This is a genomic window from Paenibacillus sp. FSL W8-0439, assembly GCF_038008995.1.
In the GTDB taxonomy this organism is placed as follows: Bacteria; Bacillota; Bacilli; order Paenibacillales; family Paenibacillaceae; genus Paenibacillus; species Paenibacillus polymyxa.
Window position 1 is genome coordinate 4,513,757 of record NZ_JBBPAK010000001.1, and the last position, 20,165, is coordinate 4,533,921.

At 48.4% G+C, this 20,165-nt stretch carries 19 protein-coding genes and 1 pseudogene; 8 read left to right on the top strand and 12 right to left on the bottom strand.

Translation table 11 applies throughout. The features are described from left to right. Positions 1-4 precede the first annotated feature (4 nt). Complete coding sequence (locus tag MKX36_RS19360) at positions 5-421, bottom strand: hypothetical protein (RefSeq protein ID WP_016818516.1); 417 nt, start codon at positions 419-421, stop codon at positions 5-7. A gap of 164 nt (positions 422-585) precedes the next feature. On the opposite strand from MKX36_RS19360, the gene MKX36_RS19365 reads away from it, so the two are divergent. The 5 genes and pseudogenes from MKX36_RS19365 (at position 586) to MKX36_RS19385 (ending at position 5,451) form a co-directional block, all read left to right on the top strand. Next, the gene (locus tag MKX36_RS19365; protein ID WP_340865360.1) at positions 586-2,565 is read left to right on the top strand and encodes a methyl-accepting chemotaxis protein; all 1,980 of its coding nucleotides are present in this window, start codon (positions 586-588) and stop codon (positions 2,563-2,565) included. Positions 2,566-2,622: 57 nt separating this feature from the next. Next, a complete protein-coding gene (locus MKX36_RS19370; protein WP_016818514.1) occupies positions 2,623-2,799 on the top strand; it encodes a YjfB family protein in 177 nt (58 codons plus the stop codon). Between the two features lie 188 nt (positions 2,800-2,987). After that, the gene (locus MKX36_RS19375; protein ID WP_340865363.1) at positions 2,988-4,343 is read left to right on the top strand and encodes a dipeptidase; all 1,356 of its coding nucleotides are present in this window, start codon (positions 2,988-2,990) and stop codon (positions 4,341-4,343) included. 244 nt (positions 4,344-4,587) lie between these two features. After that, positions 4,588-4,719: pseudogene (locus tag MKX36_RS19380) on the top strand (putative RNA methyltransferase); the annotation flags it as partial. 132 nt (positions 4,720-4,851) lie between these two features. Further along, positions 4,852-5,451 (top strand): methyltransferase domain-containing protein, encoded by a 600-nt coding sequence (locus tag MKX36_RS19385; RefSeq protein ID WP_225164801.1) that lies wholly within the window; start codon positions 4,852-4,854, stop codon positions 5,449-5,451. A gap of 72 nt (positions 5,452-5,523) precedes the next feature. Here the strand turns inward: MKX36_RS19385 and MKX36_RS19390 are convergent, their stop codons facing one another. From MKX36_RS19390 to MKX36_RS19405, 4 genes are all read right to left on the bottom strand, one after another. After that, the gene (locus MKX36_RS19390; protein WP_016818511.1) at positions 5,524-5,958 is read right to left on the bottom strand and encodes a hypothetical protein; all 435 of its coding nucleotides are present in this window, start codon (positions 5,956-5,958) and stop codon (positions 5,524-5,526) included. Between the two features lie 108 nt (positions 5,959-6,066). Further along, positions 6,067-6,558: a hypothetical protein gene (locus tag MKX36_RS19395; RefSeq protein WP_013372771.1), complete on the bottom strand. Its 492-nt coding sequence runs from the start codon at positions 6,556-6,558 to the stop codon at positions 6,067-6,069. A gap of 166 nt (positions 6,559-6,724) precedes the next feature. Beyond that, positions 6,725-7,207: a hypothetical protein gene (locus tag MKX36_RS19400; RefSeq protein ID WP_016818510.1), complete on the bottom strand. Its 483-nt coding sequence runs from the start codon at positions 7,205-7,207 to the stop codon at positions 6,725-6,727. A gap of 371 nt (positions 7,208-7,578) precedes the next feature. Next, a complete protein-coding gene (locus MKX36_RS19405; protein WP_013372773.1) occupies positions 7,579-7,806 on the bottom strand; it encodes a helix-turn-helix domain-containing protein in 228 nt (75 codons plus the stop codon). Positions 7,807-8,112: 306 nt separating this feature from the next. Between MKX36_RS19405 and efeO the strand changes: the two genes are divergently transcribed. The 3 genes from efeO to MKX36_RS19420 are packed head-to-tail and all read left to right on the top strand — an operon-like array spanning position 8,113 to position 12,214. After that, entirely contained in the window at positions 8,113-8,991 is an 879-nt protein-coding gene (gene efeO / locus MKX36_RS19410) for an iron uptake system protein EfeO (protein ID WP_016818509.1), read from the top strand. A 4-nt stretch (positions 8,992-8,995) separates the two neighbouring features. After that, positions 8,996-10,360 (top strand): iron uptake transporter deferrochelatase/peroxidase subunit, encoded by a 1,365-nt coding sequence (efeB, locus tag MKX36_RS19415; protein WP_016818508.1) that lies wholly within the window; start codon positions 8,996-8,998, stop codon positions 10,358-10,360. 24 nt (positions 10,361-10,384) lie between these two features. Then, positions 10,385-12,214 carry an FTR1 family iron permease gene (locus tag MKX36_RS19420; RefSeq protein ID WP_340865365.1) on the top strand — a complete coding sequence of 610 codons (1,830 nt, stop codon included), beginning with the start codon at positions 10,385-10,387 and terminating at the stop codon, positions 12,212-12,214. Between the two features lie 88 nt (positions 12,215-12,302). Here MKX36_RS19420 and MKX36_RS19425 read toward each other — a convergent pair whose 3' ends face one another. The 7 genes from MKX36_RS19425 to MKX36_RS19455 form a co-directional block, all read right to left on the bottom strand. Beyond that, a complete protein-coding gene (locus MKX36_RS19425) occupies positions 12,303-13,583 on the bottom strand; it encodes a type III PLP-dependent enzyme (protein WP_016818506.1) in 1,281 nt (426 codons plus the stop codon). 82 nt (positions 13,584-13,665) lie between these two features. Beyond that, entirely contained in the window at positions 13,666-14,754 is a 1,089-nt protein-coding gene (locus MKX36_RS19430) for a Gfo/Idh/MocA family protein (protein ID WP_340865368.1), read from the bottom strand. Next, positions 14,751-15,902: a UDP-glucuronosyltransferase gene (locus tag MKX36_RS19435; protein ID WP_340865370.1), complete on the bottom strand. Its 1,152-nt coding sequence runs from the start codon at positions 15,900-15,902 to the stop codon at positions 14,751-14,753. Before MKX36_RS19435 ends, MKX36_RS19430 begins: the two co-directional genes overlap by 4 nt. 17 nt (positions 15,903-15,919) lie before the next feature. After that, the gene (locus MKX36_RS19440) at positions 15,920-17,452 is read right to left on the bottom strand and encodes a hypothetical protein (RefSeq protein WP_340865372.1); all 1,533 of its coding nucleotides are present in this window, start codon (positions 17,450-17,452) and stop codon (positions 15,920-15,922) included. Between the two features lie 49 nt (positions 17,453-17,501). Beyond that, positions 17,502-18,314, bottom strand: coding sequence for an ABC transporter permease (locus tag MKX36_RS19445; RefSeq protein ID WP_017427353.1), 813 nt, complete (start codon positions 18,312-18,314; stop codon positions 17,502-17,504). A gap of 1 nt (position 18,315) precedes the next feature. After that, on the bottom strand, positions 18,316-19,122 hold the full coding sequence (locus tag MKX36_RS19450; RefSeq protein ID WP_016818501.1) for an ABC transporter permease: 807 nt from the start codon (positions 19,120-19,122) through the stop codon (positions 18,316-18,318). Then, entirely contained in the window at positions 19,112-20,104 is a 993-nt protein-coding gene (locus MKX36_RS19455; protein WP_016818500.1) for an ABC transporter ATP-binding protein, read from the bottom strand. Before MKX36_RS19455 ends, MKX36_RS19450 begins: the two co-directional genes overlap by 11 nt. Positions 20,105-20,165: the final 61 nt, after the last annotated feature.

The window sequence follows — 20,165 nt, forward strand, 5'->3', positions numbered from 1 at the left end:
TATTTTACAAAAACGGAGTTGAAGCGATACCCGTGAATACTTCCGGACCATTGCGGACAGTAGTCGAAACACCGGAAATATAAGAAGAATATACCGTTTGTATGGCCCAGGGAGCGGACAAATCCTGTGCATTAAAAGCTTGCGTTTCATTAGCTCCATTCACGCCCAATACCCCCTCAGCGCGGTAGACTACCTCGTTCGGATCATAGTTAGCTCCACGTACAATCTCAACCGCATACGTATCACCAAACTCACCGATCAGACCAATCGAACCACTAAAAGTCACAATCGGACTCGGCACAAGATAAGTTCGCAGCGTAATCATACCGAATCGCTCTGGTACAGGCCCCAATTGAATATCGGGGCCCTCACCTGTTTTTGATGAATTGGTGGAGCTTCTCATATCCAGAAAAAAACCCATACCTTATCCCTCCAAATTGCAAGATACTCCATGCTATGCAAGCAATTCTTTGACGTATTGGACAAATTAGCAATAAATCTATCAATTCAGCTCCAAAAAACCGATAGTAAATACATATGGTATAAGCTTTTGAAATGAATATATAGTTAGAAAGCAGGGGTTAGATGAAACAACTGAAACGACTGAAAACATTAACACTACGCAAGAAATTGACAGCAGCTTTCCTGCTGGTCATGCTTGTTCCTAGTATTATTGTGGGCTCTTTCTCATATCAGGCAGCGTATAACCAGACAGATCGCCAATTACTGGACAGTGCAACATCTAGCGTGACTGCAGCTGATCGCGCAGTTACTCAAACGATTCAAGCCAAACTAGCTGATCTTGAATATTACTCCACAACGTTGACGGCTAGTGATAACAGCGCTGAAGCAGATGATGCCATTCTAAAAAGATTACAAGTGTATTTGAAAATGCATGCGGAAGTTGTTGATATGTTTGTAGGAACTCCCGAAGGTAAACTTATTATTGGCAAAGCCGTAGGCTCCACAAACGATCCTCGGGAACGTCCGTGGTATAAGCAGGCCATGGAGAAACCCGGTCAAACCGTAATCAGCCCTGTCGGGCTCAATACGGCCAAGGTCCCCGTTGTGTATATTTCACGTACACTTCCCGACAACAGCGGTGTTCTCGGTCTTTCTCTGAATTTGAATAATTTAAAAGAAATCACAAAGCTAAGAATCGGACAAAATGGCTATATTGTGATATTTGATAGTACCAAACGCATCGTTACCCACCCGACAGCAGTCAGCGGGAGTACCGAAATGGGAGAAAAAACGCCTGAATTGTTTACCTCCAAGGTGGGTAGCTTCGATTTCAATGCCGCTGGTGTAGCTAAACATCTGATTTTCAAAACCAATGAGCTGACAGGCTGGAAAATTGCCGGAACGATGGACAAATCAGAAACCCGTGCCTCCGCCCAACCTATTCTTCTCACGACAATCGTAGTGTTGGTCATTGCAGCCATCATCATTGGTGTGCTCGCAATGTGGCTGATCAACAGTATCCTTAAACCCATCCATAGATTGCGTAATTCTATGGATGCTATCAGCCAAGGTAATCTATCGATTAATGTGGCTACGAACAGCACAGATGAAATTGGCGAGTTATCAAGATATTTCCAACAAATGGTGGATAACCTGCGTAACATGATTAGAGAAATTCAAGCAATGACAGGTAATTTGTCAGCATCCTCGCAAGAACTTGCCGCAGGTGCAGAACAAACGACCCGTGCCATCGAGCATGTGACCATAGCCATTCAAGATGTCGCTGCCGGCAGCGAACGTCAGGTGGACAGTGCTAAAGATAATCAGAAACGAGTTAGCGGCATGTCTGCTGACATTACAGCTATGACCGACACCATGGCAGAAATGACCACTTATTCCGCACAAGCTATTCAGGCGTCGGATGCAGGCAGTGAGCATATCGGCAATAGTGTCATCTCCATCGATGGAATTCGCACTACCGTGGAAGAGCTCGATACGATTGTCAGCGCTTTGAGTGACCGTTCCGGACGAATCGGGACGATTGTCACCGTCATTACGGAAATTGCTAGCCAGACGAATCTGCTTGCACTGAACGCTTCTATTGAAGCAGCACGAGCTGGGGAGCATGGCAAAGGTTTTGCTGTCGTAGCAACAGAGGTCCGCAAGCTGGCTGAAAACTCAGCTTATTCCGCACAGCAAATTCGTGAACAGATTCAAGGGATACAGAGCGGTGTATCTGAAGCCCTGGTCGCTATGGAATCTGCCAAGGAACGCGTAACGGAAGGCATCAATTCCATTGATCTATCCGGTCGCTCCTTCTCACGCATCCGTAGAGCAGTAGCCAAATCAGCGAAGCAACTCGATAACGTAGCCGCTTCTACCGCGGGAGTAGCCAATGGAACGAATGAAGTCGTTAGCAGCATGGAGGAAATTACACGTATTGCTGAAGAAGCAGCATCTCATACAGAGACCGTGTCCGCAGCCGCAGAGGAACAGCTCGCCTCCATGGAAGAGATCGGTTCGTCTGCCGCAGATTTGACCCGTCTGGCAGAGCAGCTTCAAGATTTACTGACACAATTCCAATTGGATGAAACAAAATAACCATTCCTACCGATAAATACAGAGAAAGCGAATTATCAAAATGAAGGAGGATGGAACATGGATATCGCAGCATTATCCACAGGTATGAGTCAGGCCAGCTTGGCTCAAGCCGTAAGTGTGAAGGTATTGGGTATGGCTAAGGATCAGGCCAGTGAACAAGGACAGGCTTTGGTACAGATGATGGAAAAAAGCGTACAACCGCATCTTGGGGGTCATCTGGACATCCGAGCATAAGTACATCCTATTCATGATGAAAGGCGATTCTACTCAGGTCTGTACAGACCCGGGCAGAATCGTTTTTTTTTCTCCCTATTTTTCGTTCAGCATAAAACGTAGTAAACTAGACATATCGTCCACAACCTCGGTTCGGAGGATAGCGCAATATAAACACGATTTACATTTAAAAGGAGGATACATAGTTTATGAGTTATACTGAATATTTTGAAAAAGCCAGAGAACAACAACTGGGCGAACTACAGGAATGGCTGTCCATTCCGAGTATCTCCGCATTATCGGAGCACAAAAAAGACATTAATCAAGCAGCCGAATGGCTGGCGGCCAAACTGACTGCTGCAGGCTTGGAAAACGTTGAAATTATTCCAACCAAAGGCCATCCGTTAGTGTACGCAGACCATTTGCATGCACCTGGCAAACCAACCATCCTTGTGTATGGACACTATGATGTGCAACCTGTGGACCCGCTTCACCTGTGGGAAACGCCACCGTTTGAGCCATCCATTCGCGATGGAAAATTGTATGCGCGCGGAGCGACAGACGATAAGGGGCAAGTTTTCTTGCACATTAAGGCGGTTGAGGCCATTTTGAAGCAGGAAGGCAAATTGCCGCTGAACATCAAGTTTTGCATTGAAGGCGAGGAAGAAGTGTCCAGTCCGAACCTGCTTGAGTTTTTGCACACTGGCGCTGAACGCCTAGCAGCTGATGCTGTACTGGTGTCTGACACCTCTCTGATCGAAAAAGGGAAGCCTGCGATTTGCACAGGTTTGCGCGGACTGTGCTCACTGGAAGTCGCCATTCACACGGCGAACACGGATCTTCATTCCGGCTCCTTCGGTGGCGGCGTGCCGAATGCCCTGCATGCTCTGGTGTCCCTGTTGGCAACCCTGCATGATGACAAAGGCCGCGTTAGCGTCGAAGGATTTTACAACGATGTTGCTCCATTATCGGCAGAGATGAGAGAAGAATTTGCGAAGCAAGGCTTCAATGAGAGCAAGCTGCAAGAAGATCTTGCACTTGATTCGCTCTATGGCGAAGAAGGGTTTAGCTTCGTCGAACGTGTTGGGGCTCGTCCTACACTGGAACTGAATGGCGTATATGGCGGCTTCCAGGGTGAAGGTACGAAAACGGTCATTCCGAAGGAAGCTCACGCTAAAATCACATGCCGCTTGGTAGCTAATCAGAATCCGCAAGATATTCTGGACAAAATCGAGCGCCATTTACGCGCACACGTTCAAGCAGGAGCTACCCTGGATATTCAACAAGGTGAAAAAGCAAACGCCTTTAACATCGACCCGTCACATGCGTTTTTACAAGCAGCAGCGGATGCCTTTGAGAAAGTATACGGTGTACGTGCCCTATTTACCAAGGATGGAGGCTCCATTCCGATCGTGGAAACCTTCTCCCGTGTGCTGAGTGCTCCAGTTGTATTGATGGGCTTCGGCTTGCCAGATGAAAACCTGCATGCACCAAACGAGCATTTTAATTTGGAGAATTTCGACAAGGGTCTGCTGACGATTGTGGAGTTTTTGAAATCTGTGTAAGCATATGACAACTTCTAATGGCTAAGTTACAATAGAGAGGGCGAGAGCCCTTTCTATTTTTTTAGAGGAGCGCTGCACAATATGATTATTCAGTTCATTCGTTTACGGTAATGTGAGGTACAGTTCATGAAAACTCAATCATTTTTTCGAAAAATGGGTTGGGTTTATTTGGCTGTGCCTTTTTTCATTCACCCAATACGAATGAACGAGGTGCTTTTCTATGTCCAAATGGAATAAACACGAGATGAAGGCTAGCCTGATCAGGAAGCATCAACATCTTTTTAGTTGTCCTGTATGTTCTCAACCCATGCGTATGGTGGAAGGTAAAAGCCTCCTATGTATGAATCAGCATTGCTATGATCTTTCAAAACACGGGTATTTACATTTATCCGCCCGATCCCATAAAACCAAATATGATAAACAGCTATTTAACTCCAGAAGAATGATGTGCAATAGCGGATTTTTTGATCCTTTAAATGAAGCCATAAGCTGCACGATGATGAAGTTTATGAAACCCCTGTACGATCAAAAATCACATCTGTACTTGCTGGATGCAGGTTGCGGGGAAGGTTCCCCTTCGAGCCACATTCAGGATAAGCTTACCTGGAAGGGAATCACCGAGCTTACAAGCGTAGGTATGGACCTGTCTAAAGAAGGTATTGTGGCCGCAGCCAAAGCATATCCTCATGCCCTCTGGTGTGTTGCCGATTTGGCTCATTGCCCATTTGCAAATCAACAATTTGACGGTATACTCAATATTTTATCCCCTTCCAATTATGCTGAATTTAAAAGGATTCTTTCGGAGGATGGCTGCATTCTAAAGGTCATTCCCGAACCATATTATCTTCAGGAATTGAGATGCTTGTATGAACAGAAAAAGCCAACTTATTCAAATGACAATATATTAAGCCGGTTTAAAGATAGCTTTAATCTTCTATCCGCCGAACGAGTAACCTATCGCTTTATGCTAAATGCCGACCTTGTGGAGCCTTTGCTCCATATGACTCCCTTATCGTGGGGAGCTACGGAAGCAGACTGGCAGCGAATGCAGGAAATAGATTTACCGTATGTCACCGTAGATTTACTCATCTTATGCGGTAAAAAATAACATACCAAAAAGCATTCACAGCATGTGATTACGCATGCTTCGTGAATGCTTTTTTTTCGTTAATGCCGTCGCTTAAGGAAAACGAGTGTAGCGCAACAGGTGAACCAGCCGATTTAGTCGTTCTATCTCCCGATCCAGCTCATGCAGTGGCTGCCCCGCCAAAGCAGCGTTCGCTCTCCGATCACGTAGCGGATTTATTTTCCGGCCAATGAGTTTCAGCACGGTGGCCTTCCCCATGTTATTCACCACCACATATTGCGTTAGCGGATCAAGCTCAATCCACAATACATGGTGCTGTTGAAAAAACAACAGTAATTGCTTTTTTAACTCATCCAGCTCATAAGGCTCACCTGCAATTTGCGGCTGATGATGAAAGGCAACATAGCCCATCACACGCAGGTCACTTATGATTTGTTCCAAATGAAGCGTTTCGTTTATGTACACATTGTTCGTGCTGATGCGGTTTCTTGCACCATTCGTACGATTTTCCCGGATGACGTTCACCACCTGACTATCGTTTATTTTAAGGTTTATCTTTCCCCTTTTTCACTGTAGCGCAATCGGTTTTAAAAAATCAGAACGTATACAAACCTTATGAACAAAAAAACAACCGGCTTATACGCCAGTTGTTTCCCGTTCCACAAAATACTTATTGGTCATATAATGAGCCTTGCCTCTAGAAGTATCAACCATTCCCTTTTTGTTGTCGAGAAAAACAATCTCCCGGCATTTGGTGCAGTACCACTTGGTCCGCTTGAAGGGGGATTCTGTTACATACGATGTACCACATTTGCAATCTACTTTAATTAAGGTTTCTGTTGATTTGTAAGCTTGAGACAGCTCTCTTAAGCCAGTATCCGGCTGTTGAATCGGGATAATGACCTCCTGATAGCTTGAATACTGATTGTGCACTTTAAAGTCAGCCACCAGTTCCGCATGCAGTCCAAAGTACTCTTTGCCAATCTCGGTTACAAATTTCTTGCCGATTCTGTAACACTCAAGCCATTCCTGTATCTGTTGATTAGACAAAGGCACCGTGCCCTTGATACCACTATTTAATGTGTAAGTCATGATGTATAAAGTATCATCTTGTCTATGTCCGTACATGAGAAGCCTCCTTATAATACACTTGATAATGTACTACAAAGCGTACAAAACATCAATTTTATTATTTGGCAAAAGATATAGTAGCATTTCCAAGTATGGATTTAATATATGGTGAAAAGCATATAAAGACGCGTGCGAGTCTGTTAGAAAAGCAACTGACAATCTGTCAGTTGCTTTGTCTTTCTACATAGTATTTGTTGGTCATGTACCAGGCCTTGCCTGTATTCGTATCCACCATGCCCTTTTTACGATCCAGGAACACAATATTGTTGCATTCCTTGCATGACCACTTGGTTCTCTTATGAGGTGATTCTTCTATGTAGGAAGCACCACATTTACATTCTACCTGAATTAATGTTTTATACTGACTATACGCTTCTACCAGTGGGTCCAGATCTACAGCTTTACGTTCCATTACAGGCTGTATCATGGATATGTGTTCTCTCTGCTCCGAGTATTCATTATGTACCTTGAAATCTGCTACCAACTCAGGGTTTAAACCAAAATATTGTTTGCCCACAACTGTTACAAATTTGCTGCCGATTCGATATGCTTTAATCCATTCCTGCACCTGTTTACTGGATAGGTCGACTGTTCCCTTTATACCGCTGTTCAGCGTGTAAGTCATTGAGTGTTGGTTGGGTGTCATATGTCTTATCGTTCACCTCCGATCAAGAATATACCACAGGTAGTCCTAAGCAAAAACCCGATTCAACTTCCATCCTGTCGTCATGCTAATTTGTATTTCATTCTTAGACTATCACCAGATGCATTTCTATCTAAATACAACTTTGTGGTACAGCTTCCACCTCAATTATTCATATAACTTATTGGAAAACGCATGGTATTTTCTTCCTTATCTATATAGTACACCACTTATACACAAATTCCCACATATTTCAGCGGTTTAATCGTTTTTTTCGTCATATCCTCAGCATGATCAAAACAAAAGCCTTCCCGACCACCCTTCATTGTTGAAGGATCATCGAGAAGACTTTGTACCCCGCAAGGAACGAGAGGTCAGATTTTTAATTCGCCAAGCCTGATTAATTCTACGACCGCCTGTGAACGACCTTTTACGTTCAGTTTCTGCATTACGTTGGAAATATGGTTACGCACCGTCTTCTCACTAATAAATAGTTGTCCGGCGATGTCACGCGTTGTTTTGTCCTGCACGAGCAGTTCAAATACTTCACGTTCACGGTGAGTTAACAAAAACTTGTTTTTCTGGTCGTTACCCTTCGTCAATTTCACCCCTCCTTGCTCGGGTTTTGTGTGGTGTAACAAGGTTAAGGGATACAGTCAACACATTTTATGTCATGTGCTCAGGTATGGTTCAATGTGCGGATAAAAATGGGCATAGGCACCTTACTTGTAGCTTTAATGACGAGTTGAACTTTGTGTCTAAAATATGTATTGACAGGCATATAGGCCAGCCTTATGATAAGAAAAAATGCGACTGATAATCATTATCAAAAATGATAATTCGTTATAGAGATCGCGCTACAGACTATGGTTCAGGGCCAGTTTGGCCAGAAAGGGTGTTCATTGATTATGAAACTACGTTATGCCGTACCGGCCGGAGTGCTGGTCTCTTCTATTCTGTTTGCAGGTTGCGGACAAGCCGGAACTGCGGATCAGCAGCCTGCTGCAACATCCAAAGATACAGGAGCAACAACACAGACCACGACTCCTGCGGCGACTGCTCCCAATTTTGATCAAGCGGTTGCGGCTTACCGTACCTATGCAACCGAGCAATGTGATACGTTTGTGAAAAAGACAGAAGAATTCACGAACGCAGTCAAAGCTGGCGAGCTGGATAAAGCCAAGGCTTTGTATGCTCCAGCACGTATGTACTATGAACGGATTGAACCGATTGCGGAAGCACTAGGCGATCTGGACCCGAATATTGACGCTCGTGACGGTGACGTGGATGCAGCAGATTGGCGCGGATTTCACCGTATTGAGAAAACATTATGGGAAGAAAACACCACCAAAGGACTGGACGAGTTTTCCGACCGCCTGCTGAGTGATGCCAAGCTGCTGCGTGCCAAAGTAGAAACAGTTAACATTGATGCCAGCTTGATGGTAACAGGTGCAGTCGAGTTGCTGAATGAAGTATCTACCTCGAAGGTAACAGGTGAAGAAGAGCGTTATTCTCACACAGACTTGTACGACTTTGCGGCCAATGTAGAAGGTGCTCAAAAGATTTATGACATTTTGAAAACAGATCTGAACCAAAAAGACGCGGCGTTGGAAAAACAAATTGGTGAGCGCTTTACAGCCTTACAGCAGGAGCTGGCTCCTTTCAAAGACGGCGAAGGCTATGTATCGTATACCAAACTGAAACCGGAAGAAATTAAAAAGCTAAGCCAGAACCTTGATGCTTTGGCAGAACCGTTGTCCCAAATGGGGAAATTGTTAGGAGTGTAATGATATGAAAGGCTTTAAGCGGCAAAAAGGACAAGAAAAGTCGCAGTATGCGGAATCCCGTAATGAACAGTCTGATCTGACAGAAAAGGATGCTCAGCCTGCGGATGATGAGCGATCAGGAAAAGGTAAATCCGTATCACGCCGTGATCTATTGAAGCTGGCCGGGGTAGGTGGATTAGGTCTGCTGCTTGGCGGCGGTGGCGTGGGCGCTGTGCTGTCAGCCAGTCAACGCCTCGAAAGCATGATGACGGAGGCAGATACCAAAGATGTAGTTCCTTTTTACGGCAAACATCAGGCGGGGATTGTAACTCCGGCACAAGATTTTATCTGTTTCGCCGCTTTCGATCTAACAACCCCCGACAAGGAACAGGTGCGGAATCTCTTCAAGGCCTGGACGGAAGCAAGTGCTACAATGACTTCTGGTGTGCTGCTTGGCACCGATAATGAAAATATCAACCTCCCTCCTTCCGATACGGGCGAGGCAGCGGGATTATCTCCGTCCCGGACGACGATCACTTTTGGGGTGGGCCCCTCCTTTTTTGATGGACGGTATGGCCTGGCAGGGCTCAAGCCTGCCGGGTTCCGTGAGTTGCCTCGTTTTCAGGGAGACGCCCTGGATGAGCAATGGTGCGGCGGTGATATCGGAGTGCAGGTATGTGCCAATGACTTGCAGGTAGCTTTCCATGCCCTGCGTAATTTGGCGCGTATCGCCAGAGGAACGGCGGTACTCCGTTGGACGCAGGAAGGTTTCCAGCGGACGGCACAAGCTGATCCTGCGGGCAGCACACCGCGCAATTTGCTCGGCTTCAAAGATGGCACGGGAAACCCGGACACGTCCAAGGCAGACGAGATGAATCGGCTGGTGTGGACACAGACCAATGACGGACCAGCATGGATGGGCGACGGCAGCTATATGGCTGTACGCCGTATTCGTATGCGAGTAGAGGTGTGGGATCGTTCAACATTAGGTGACCAGGAGGATACCTTTGGACGCCATCGCAGCAGCGGTGCCCCACTGGGCAAAAGCAAAGAGTTTGACAAGCTGGATCTGGCGGCTACAAGCCCTGAAGGCAAGCCGCTTACGCCCCCTACCTCTCATGTGGCATTGGCTCATGGGAACGGGAGCATTAATATTTTGCGGAGATCTTATTCCTATTCAAGCGGATTAGACAAACAAACAGGACAGCTCGATGCCGGACTGCTGTTCATCAGCTACCAGCGTGATCTGTTCAAGCAGTTCGTTCACATTCAGGAGAAGCTTGCACGCAATGACAAGCTGAACGAATACATTGTACACAAAGGCAGCGCGGTGTTCGCCTGCTTCCCAGGTGTGTCGCAAGGCGGCTACATCGGGGATACGTTATTTTAGCAGCAGGCAAGGAAGGGGATTTATATGAATCGGCGCAATAAAAGCTTGGGGTGGGTGTTTGTGCTGGTGGCGGCTCTGCTGCTGACAGTAACTCCCTTCATATCCGGCTATGGGTCGGCCGTTTTCGCACAATCAAATGCTAAAGCTGTCTCTAATGATCAGCTGATGCCTGTGGTCGGCGGAGCACTGGTGGAGGCGGGACAAGACCAATGGACAGAAGCGTCCAAGGACCTAAAGGAATTCCGTGGTTTATGGGAAGCTGTCAAAGCAAATGACGGGGATTCAGCCCATATCGCGGCCGTAGATCAAGCTCTGACCGATGCAGAAGAGGCGCTTGCCCATGGCGGCGGGGATTCAGCGAAAGCTGCGTTATCCGTGCTGGCACGCTCGGTCAATGAGTTTGTGACTGCTGCCGAAGGAGATCAACCGGCCCCCGCCGGAGCTAAAGCAGCGGAAAAACTGCTTCCTATGGCGAAGGGCAGTCTGGCTGCCATGCAAAAAGGCGATTGGGCTGCTGCGCGGGTGGATTACGACCGAATCGTTAAAGCCTGGTATCAGGTGGAGACCCCGATTCGTCTGGACCATTTTTCGGTATACAGTTCGCTTGAAACAAAAATCAGCCTCATTCGCATCTCTATGCAAGCAGAGCCCATACGTCAAGCACAGGCTCTCAAGGAAATGCAGGAGTTAACGACGCTGCTGTCTGATTATAGTCAGGGCAAACTTGTGAACACAGATCAAGGGGCAGATGCAGGCAATGCCGCTGCCGGAGCAGCGAATGGTTCAACAGCTTCCCTCGGCGATGCAGTCACCCTGCTCGAATCCGCACGCCAAGATGTTGTAGCTAATCAGCCAGAGCAGGCCGCAGACAAGGTAGGTCAGTTTATCGCTATATGGCCTTCTGTCGAAGGACATGTACAAATTTCCGATCCGACGTCTTACACTGCGATTGAAAATCAAATGACCGAGACTTCTGGATATCTTCTGTCTTCCCCACCGAATACGGATAAAGCCTTGCAGACTCTTGATCAGATGCTGGACAGGCTCCGTCCGTTGACCGAGGAACGTTCTTATACTGCATGGGACGCCGCACTGATTTTGCTGCGCGAGGGTCTGGAGGCCATTCTCGTGCTCGCAGCTCTGCTCGCGTATGTCAAGAAAAGCGGCGAAGCCGTGGCTGGACGATGGATATGGGCAGGAGCTGGTACAGGACTGGTGCTAAGCGGAATACTGGCGGTGCTGTTCACCTCGCTGGTGGCAGCTGCTGCATCGGGCAGCATGCGTGAGCTGTTGGAAGGTGTCACCGGGCTGGTGGCGGTTGTGCTGATGCTAACTGTCGGTAACTGGCTGCATAGCAAATCCAATGCTGCTGCGTGGAACCGATTTGTGGAAAACAGCGTGGGCAATGCGCTGGCACGGGGCAGCCTATGGTCGCTCTTTGCGGTTTCTGCGCTCGCGATTCTACGTGAAGGGGCCGAGACAGCTATTTTTTATATCGGTATGGCTCCGGCCATTGAAACCTCGCAATTGCTGATCGGTATTGGCTCGGCAACGGTTATACTGGTCATCCTTGCTTTTGCGATCATCAAGTTCAGTGTAAGGTTGCCAATTCGCGCCTTTTTCCTGACTGCCACTATACTGATCTACTATCTCGTATTCCGATTTCTGGGCGAAAGTATTCATTCCCTTCAGGTGGCAGGCAAGCTGCCGGGACACACTGCGTCCTCGCTTCCTTCTATTAGCTGGTTGGGAATGTATCCAACTTGGGAAACATTTGTCCCACAAGCCCTTGTGCTGATCTTTATGGTATGGCAGCTTGTCCGTCAGGAAATACGCAGCTCCCAATCACGTTAAGTCAATACTACAATGCTGAAAATGTAAAAAACGCCAAATCACAGGTCCGATGGATATCGGCTCCTATGACTTTGGCGTTTTTACATACTTACATCACATCCTCAGGCAACGCAATCATACGCTGATGGTGCAGCAGGTCCGTGCGATCACCGTGTTCACGAATGACATGCACTTCCCCGCGATAATCGAGCAGTTCCGCTGGAGTAGCATGTCCCAAAAAATATAATGGGCTGTAGCTTAATCCATAGGCTCCTGCGTTCGGAAAAGCAATATAATCGCCTTCGCGAATCGGGGGCAGCTCCGCTTTTTTCACAATACAATCCTCGGGTGTACAAAGCGGACCGACAATGCTTACCGTCTCCAGCGCCGTGGAAACCTCTTCTCCCACTTGTCTGCGCATAATTCGCACCGGGTAATTGTCCCTTAAGCGGCGTCCCCGAAAGGTAGCTGAGACGTAGTGATTCATGCCGCCATCAGCCACGACAAACTTCTCTCCCTTGGATTCCTTGGTATACAACGCCCGGCAGACATACATGCCTGATTGAGCGACCAAATACCTGCCGCTTTCAATGATCAGCCTAACCCCGGGCATACTGGATCGAGTCTGTTCCGCGAGTGCATTGAGTCCGTCAATGACGTGATCCATATCGAGCGGCTGTTCATGAGCAAAATAAGGTACACCAAACCCACCACCCAAATTGACCGTATGCATCGCCACACCATACTGAGCCTGCACCCGTTCTGCCAACTGCAAGGTATTCGCAAATGAAGCTAAAATCTGATCCGCTTTCAGCATTTGCGTACCTGTATACACTTGAATGCCTTGAAAATATACGTGCGGGCAATCTTCCAGCACCTTAAAAAAGTGATCCAGCTGCCCTTCATCGACTCCAAAAGGGCGCGGAACACCGCCCATTTTAATCGTTGCTCCCGACAGGTCATTATCGGGATTGATTCGAACCGCAGCTCTGACAAACACGCCTGTTTGGGCAGCAATGTCCTCCAGTAGACGTAGCTCTCTCACCGATTCAACATGGATGCAGCCGATCCCACAGGCTATCGCCTCGCGCAGCTCGGCTACCGTTTTCCCCGGCCCAGCGTACAGCACATCCTCCGCAGCATACCCGGCCTCCATGGCGACGAACATTTCTCCAGCCGAGGCAATCTCCACACCGCAACCTAACGAGCGCAGCAACCCAGCCAAGGCTACGTTACCATTAGCCTTGAGCGCGTAATGTACACGCACGGCCGGATGTAACCGAGCCAGCAACGAGCTGACGTGAGCATGCAGCGCGTCCCCATCATAATAATAAAAGGGTGTCGGATGCTCGCCGAATCGCTCCAGTAAGACTTGATCCTTTTGATCCATCTGCCGAATCCCTCCTTTCTTTGCTTGGATACTCTGTATTTGGTATTACTCGAATTTCACCGATTGAAAACCACAATCATACTCATATGGCATAGATCGTCTCGCCTGAGCGTGCTGCTTGATGAATAGCTGCCAGCAGTCTGACGCGTTCAGCAGCCTCATGAAATGGAATGGGCTCCGTTTCACCCCGGATGATGCTGCAGAAGGCATCCAACTGATTGACATAATAGTTCATGGGCTCAAAAACCGTTTTGCTATGCGAGGATGTCTGTGATAACAAGGACTGTGCTGCCGTATCTGTTATATTCACCGCGATAACCTTCTTTATTTCCGTCATGAGTGTCATTTTATAAAAGCCTAAATTCGCCCGAAAGCAATCCTTTAAGGTGACTACTGCCGAATCAAAGGTCAGTACATGAGCACAGCGATAAGGTCGCTCAAATGAGAAGAGGGCAGATGCCTCTAGTCCGCTTGGGTAACGGGCTTGTGCACGAAATGTCCAGTCACAGCCATGAGGGCCATCGAAATCCGATTGACTGTGGAATTCCGCCTGCTCCAATCCAACGGTGGCCTGAAGCAATTGGAGCCAGTACACACCCAGATCCCAAAAGCAGCCCCCGCCTTGCTCCGGTCGGGATCGGTAATTGTCCGCATGACCTTCTTTTGCCGGAATACACAGACTCGTCTCTATGGAGCATAAGCGACCATAACGACCCGATTCTACAATTCTGCGCAGCTCACGCTGCCAGGGATGATGCTGCACCATGACTCCCTCCAGCAGATAAGCGTTGCTCTGGTCGACGATAGCTGCCAAGGGAGCCAGATCAGCCGTCTGCAGGCATAACGGTTTTTCCACCAGCACGTGCTTATGAGCTTGTAAGGCTCTGCCAATCCACTCAGCATGTAAATCGTTGCTGAGCGCAATATATACAGCGTCGATGTCCGGGTCTTTTAACATATCCTCAGCATGACCATAAACGACATTGACTCCATAACGCTCTGCCATTTCTTCCGCCTTGGCAACCGTACGGTTCGCAAGCGCGGTCACGCGTGCTCCTGCAACATGTCGGATCGGTTCCAGCAACGCACGAGGGGCAATGGCAGAACAGCCAATGATCCCAAAGCGAATATCTGGCATCGCAGGTTCTTGCGCAGCCGCGGCCGCGTTCATGATCCCTGCTCCATTCCTGATGGCACTTGAATGCTCTTCACATAGGACTCTATATAACGCGGCGTCCGACTGCGCAGCTCTACGATCCTCCGATGCATTTCCTCCAGAATCTGAGCACTAGCGCCATAGGTTCCAATCCACGTCTCGTAGCGCATGCCTAACCCCAGACGTTCCCATAGATCCGCATTATGCTTCTCATGCACACCAAACGGCTCCAGCATAATCAACGGAGTAGCTGTAGCGAACGAATCGGTCAGGCTGCCGCCACCGGGCTTGCTGACAATGGCCTGGGCATGACATGCTCGGTCCAGCATGCAATGGTAATCCGGTCCAACCTGATACACCGTTTCCTCACCCATTTTCACCTCTCCGAAAGGTGGAAATGTATGCTCCCCGGCTTCATTTCGTTGCCATGTTCTCCATTGCGGGTCCATCCGAAAATAGCGTATACTGTCCCGCTGTTCATCTGGCTGATCCTGATCATACAGCAGCAGATCCAGTTCCCAGCCCGCTTCTTCCAACCGTCCAACCTTCTCACGGTAGGTGCCCATCCCCCAACCGCCGCCATGTACGAATAAGCGGGATTGCCGTGCTTCAAAAGGGATATGCTCCACTGCCGGGATGTCAATATAGTGGCTGACTCTATTTTTATCGTTTTCAAACAGGGTCGTTTCTCCACAGCCATCAGCAAAATGCGGATGATGCTTGGCTAGATTTTTCCAAGAAGGAGAAGGTGTCGAATCCATATACACGATGTCCACATACACCGACTCCGGCTCTCTGCGCTTGCGATATTCCTCCAGTACATACATCCAATGACCGGATAAGCATATAAAATACCGCCGATCCTCTTCTATCCATTGGTTCAGCAGTACTTCCATCGCTGCGGGGTCCAGTGAATGACGCATATCCTGCGGAACCTTTTGCGACATTAAGGCCACTGCAAAATTGTCATGGTAAGCTTTCCGACTTTTGTCGACCTTGAGACGGGCCAATTCTGGCAGTACATTTTCAAATACATGGATCGCCGTATCCATGCCCAGCCTGCGAAGACCTGCTTGCAGCAGCAAGCCAGGGGTATAAAAGCCCAATCCGAAACCGGAACACAAAATCGTTACCTTCATAAGCTTCTCCGTACTCTTACGCATGCTTATACGCCTCCCGTTTAATTCAGCACTGTAAAATGTCGCTCTGCCAAAAAACGCTCCAGCTTGGTAGTCAATCGCATTTTTTCCTCATCGCTCGCAGCAACCAGTTCCAAATAAAGCCGGCCTTTGCCTCGTGCCCGTTCATTTCCGTCAGCTTCTTGTTTACCATTCAAATCAGGCTGACTCATGCCGTTCCCTTCTGGTCCGCCATCGCTGGCTCCAATCCCACTTACGCGAACCTGCTTGGCAGATGATCTGCCTCCGCGCCCGGTTGTGTTTCTGCTTGGCGTGGTTGTATGACCCGCAGTCTTGTTCTTACCGTCTCGTCCACCTGTGTTTACATATAACGTATTGGCTCCCAGAGGCATGACACCTTCCTCACGCTCACCTGTGAATAGCAATCCCTCGCCTTTCAGCCCTTCCAGCAGTTCTTCATAGGATAGACTCCCATCATGGGACAGCGAATAATTCGTCAACGTGCCATGCATATTTTTCCCGGCCAGATAGGTATCGAGCTGATGCTTGATCAAACTCATCGACTTTCTGGCATTAATTTCGATAATGGGCTCCAGCTTCCCGCCGCGAAGTGTCATGGAGTCAATACAAACATCGCCATAATATCCATCCCGATACAATTGCTGCCCCACGTCCTGCATCAAGCTAAAATAGCCGTCGCGCTCCAGGCGCTCCATAAAAGCCCTGTCCGGCGATAGGGATTCTCGATAGGCGAATTGAGTATTAGCCAGCCATTGCACAGATATAATGTCTACACGTCCATCATCGCTAATCGTGAATTGGCATGAAAAATCCTGCTCTTTCTCCAGGAAAGGCTCCAGCAGGAACAGCACCCGTTTGCCTTTGCGCTCCTGTCCACGTAAATATGCTACGACCCGGTCCAGCATTTGTGTCGAGGTAATGTGTAGATTGCCTTTGCCCGATACGCCAAAATCATCCTTGATTAAAAAGCTTCCATCCCGCAGCAGTTTACGTCCTGCTTCAGCGACATCCGCAAACGAAGTCACAATATGGCCTGGATTGCGCAGACCTAGATTGCGTTTTAGCTCAGAGGAATAGGTTTTGGCATTTACCTTGCGAATCGTTTCCAGCGGTGGCTGATGCAATGTAATTCCCCAAGCACGGGCGGCTTCCTCCACATGTGGCAACCCCGCAAACGGGCTAAGCACACAGCCTTCCAGTTGAGGAAAACCTTCATCGGCATCCGTCTTGCGACTGCTCAGCAGCTCAAAAACGGATGCGGCCGACACATTGCCCGCCTGTTCCATTCCGTCAGTCAAATCCCGTTCATTTACAGCCGGATGAAAGCCTAGCTGCGCGATATACTGACGATGCACAGGCGAAATGGCATAACGTGTCAACAAGGCGTCTCCCGGCTGGCAAAAGCTAAATAGCAATTCATCCATAGCCGCTACAATGGCCGAAGAAGACCGGTCAGGCAGGGCGGGCAGGGAAGCTAGCTCGGTATCTCGCCAGTAAGCCTCCGCTTCGAACGTGCCCATATATAAATGACGCTGGTTCGGTATCGCATTCATATGATTCGCTTCCTTTCCTGCTTCATTATGAACCTACTACACGGTAGCCCTACTGGCTCGCGCTCGTATAATCACGTAGAGCAAACTGCCATATCAAGCGGATAATCGCCAGCAGCCAGAGAGGTGCGAGAAATGCCCATAGCATCAAACCGGGTTCCATTTTGCCGAGAATGAACATGGGCGGAAAATTACAGATGACAAACACCGGAAGCACAAACAAGCCAATACGCTGAATCAGGTTACTGTATACGGCCATCGGCACGTAGTTTGTCTCGAAAATGCTGTTGGACAGCTCTGTAACCCCATTCGTGCGGATAATCCAGAAGGCCAGCAATTGGGGCAGCAAAAACACGGAGTATGCCGTAAGCACTCCGCATCCGAGCAGCACAGCGAATCCTCCCACGGTTTCCACATCAAATGGCAACCCCAGATGATACCAGCCAATGCCTGTCATGATTCCACCGCCCACGACATTCGGCACAGTATAGCCCAGTTCAAATTGACGCAGTGTCACCATAAATTGCAGCGATACTGGTTTGGTCATGAGCACGTCCAGTGAGCCAGTCCGAATTTTGTCAGGCAGGCTTGTAAAATTACTGTAAAATAATCCACTATAAAATCCGCTCATCATCGTAAACACGCCGATATATAAGAGCATGGCATCGGGAGACCAGCCGTTAATGTCCGTCCCAGCGCGATATGGAAGCGATGCGTATAGCAGCTTGATAAATAAATAAGCGGTTTCAACCAGGCATGCACTTATAAAATTAGTGCGGTATTCCATTTGCGACATGACAGAAAACTGGACAAATTTCCAGTACAGTCTGAGGTAACGTCCAACGTTTCGAAAAACATTTTTCATGTTAACCTCCCACCGAGACAAAGCGTTTGACTCCGGCTTGCCACACCCAGCGCGATACGGCCGCCAGCACTGCAATCCAGATCCATTGCACGCCAATGCCTTCAGCGGCTTCCAGCACAGTCAGCTTGCCCGTCAACGCATTCACCGGAAAAAATACGGTATAGCTGAACGGCAGCAGACTGAACAAGCGGGCCAACGCATCTCCAAAAATCGTCAGCGGAAACACAGTACCGCTAGCTACATAAATGACAAGCGACACCGTATAAAAAAGTCCCGCCGATTCTGTCATCCAAAAAGCTATGCCACTCAGCGCATAATAGACCACAAAATTAAGCACAAGTGCTCCCGGCAACGCCAATATGTAAAGCAGGATGTACGATAGCTCGAAGCTAATTTGTCCTTCCAGGCTAAGGCATAACAGCAAAATAGCAGCCGCCAGCAGCACAACTGCGGACTGAATGACTTTACCTCCAATAAACCGGCAAAAACGGTAGGCAAAATAATGTACAGGCTGTACCATGAATTTTGCCAGTCCACCTTCCTTGATATCTGTAGCAATTTCGTATTCAAAGCCTGTAGCAATCAGTTTTCCAGTTACTCCCGCCATAACCACATACACCAGCATTTCCGGCAGAGAATAGTCCACCACTCTTGCTTGTCCCGATGAACCGAATACCGCAAGCCAGAGAAAAATTTGTGTCATGATCGGTAGCATAAATCCCGCCATTTGTAGCCAATAATTGGCTCGATACTCCATTTCGTTTTGCATACCAAGCTGGAGCACCTTCACATATTTGTTATTTCGCATCGGCCAGCCTGCCCCCATCATACAAATTGGCTATCCCCTCTTCCAGCGGGACGTCCTCAATCGTAAAATCAACGACAGGCAGTGCATCCAAAATCTTTTTGGACCAAGTCAACGTATCTTCTGCGTCCAGCTCAAATACCGCCTCCAGCTCCGAGTTGGAGCGAAGCTTGCCGAGCCCCGCCAACGTCAGGTTGGATACAGGAGTCTCCAGTCGAACCTTGAGCAGTTTACGAGCACCCATGACCTCATTCACCTTGTGCAAGTCTCCGTCATACACCAATCTGCCCCCACTGATAATGATGGACCTAGTGCATAAATCCTCAATGTCCTTCATGTAGTGGCTTGTCAGCAAAATGGTCGTCCGGTGTGTACGATTATAAGCTTTGAAAAACTCCCGAATCCGCCGCTGAGAAACAAGGTCCAATCCGATGGTCGGCTCATCCAGTAAAATGACTCGTGGGCGATGCAGCAGCGCGGCGATTAGTTCCATTTTCATACGCTCGCCGAGCGATAGTCGCCGAACCTGCACATGAAGCTGCTCCTCCACCCCAAGCAGAGTGACCAACTCATCCAGCGCTTCTTTATAACGGTTATCATCGATTTCGTAGATAAGCTTGTTCAGCTCGAACGACTCGCTCGCAGGCAAATCCCACCAGAGCTGGTTTTTCTGTCCCATTACGATGGAAAACTGACGTTTAAACTCCTTTTGGCGCTTCCACGGGGTAAAGCCGAGTACCGATGCCTCCCCGTCCGTGGGATGGAGAATGCCAGACAGCATTTTGAGCGTCGTTGTTTTGCCCGCCCCGTTTGGGCCAAGAAAACCGACAATCTCACCTTCCTCAATGCTAAAGCTAACATCCTGTACAGCCTTCTTCGTCAGTTGTTCACGCTTAAACAAATTTTGTAGCGATTTGCGCACGCCCGGCTCCTTTTTATAGTACGTAAACGTTTTCGACAATTGGTTTAATGTAATGGACGGCAATGAATTCCCCTCCTCTTTCCTCTGTGCGTGATACCTGGATGAACATGCCTGATATAGCCGA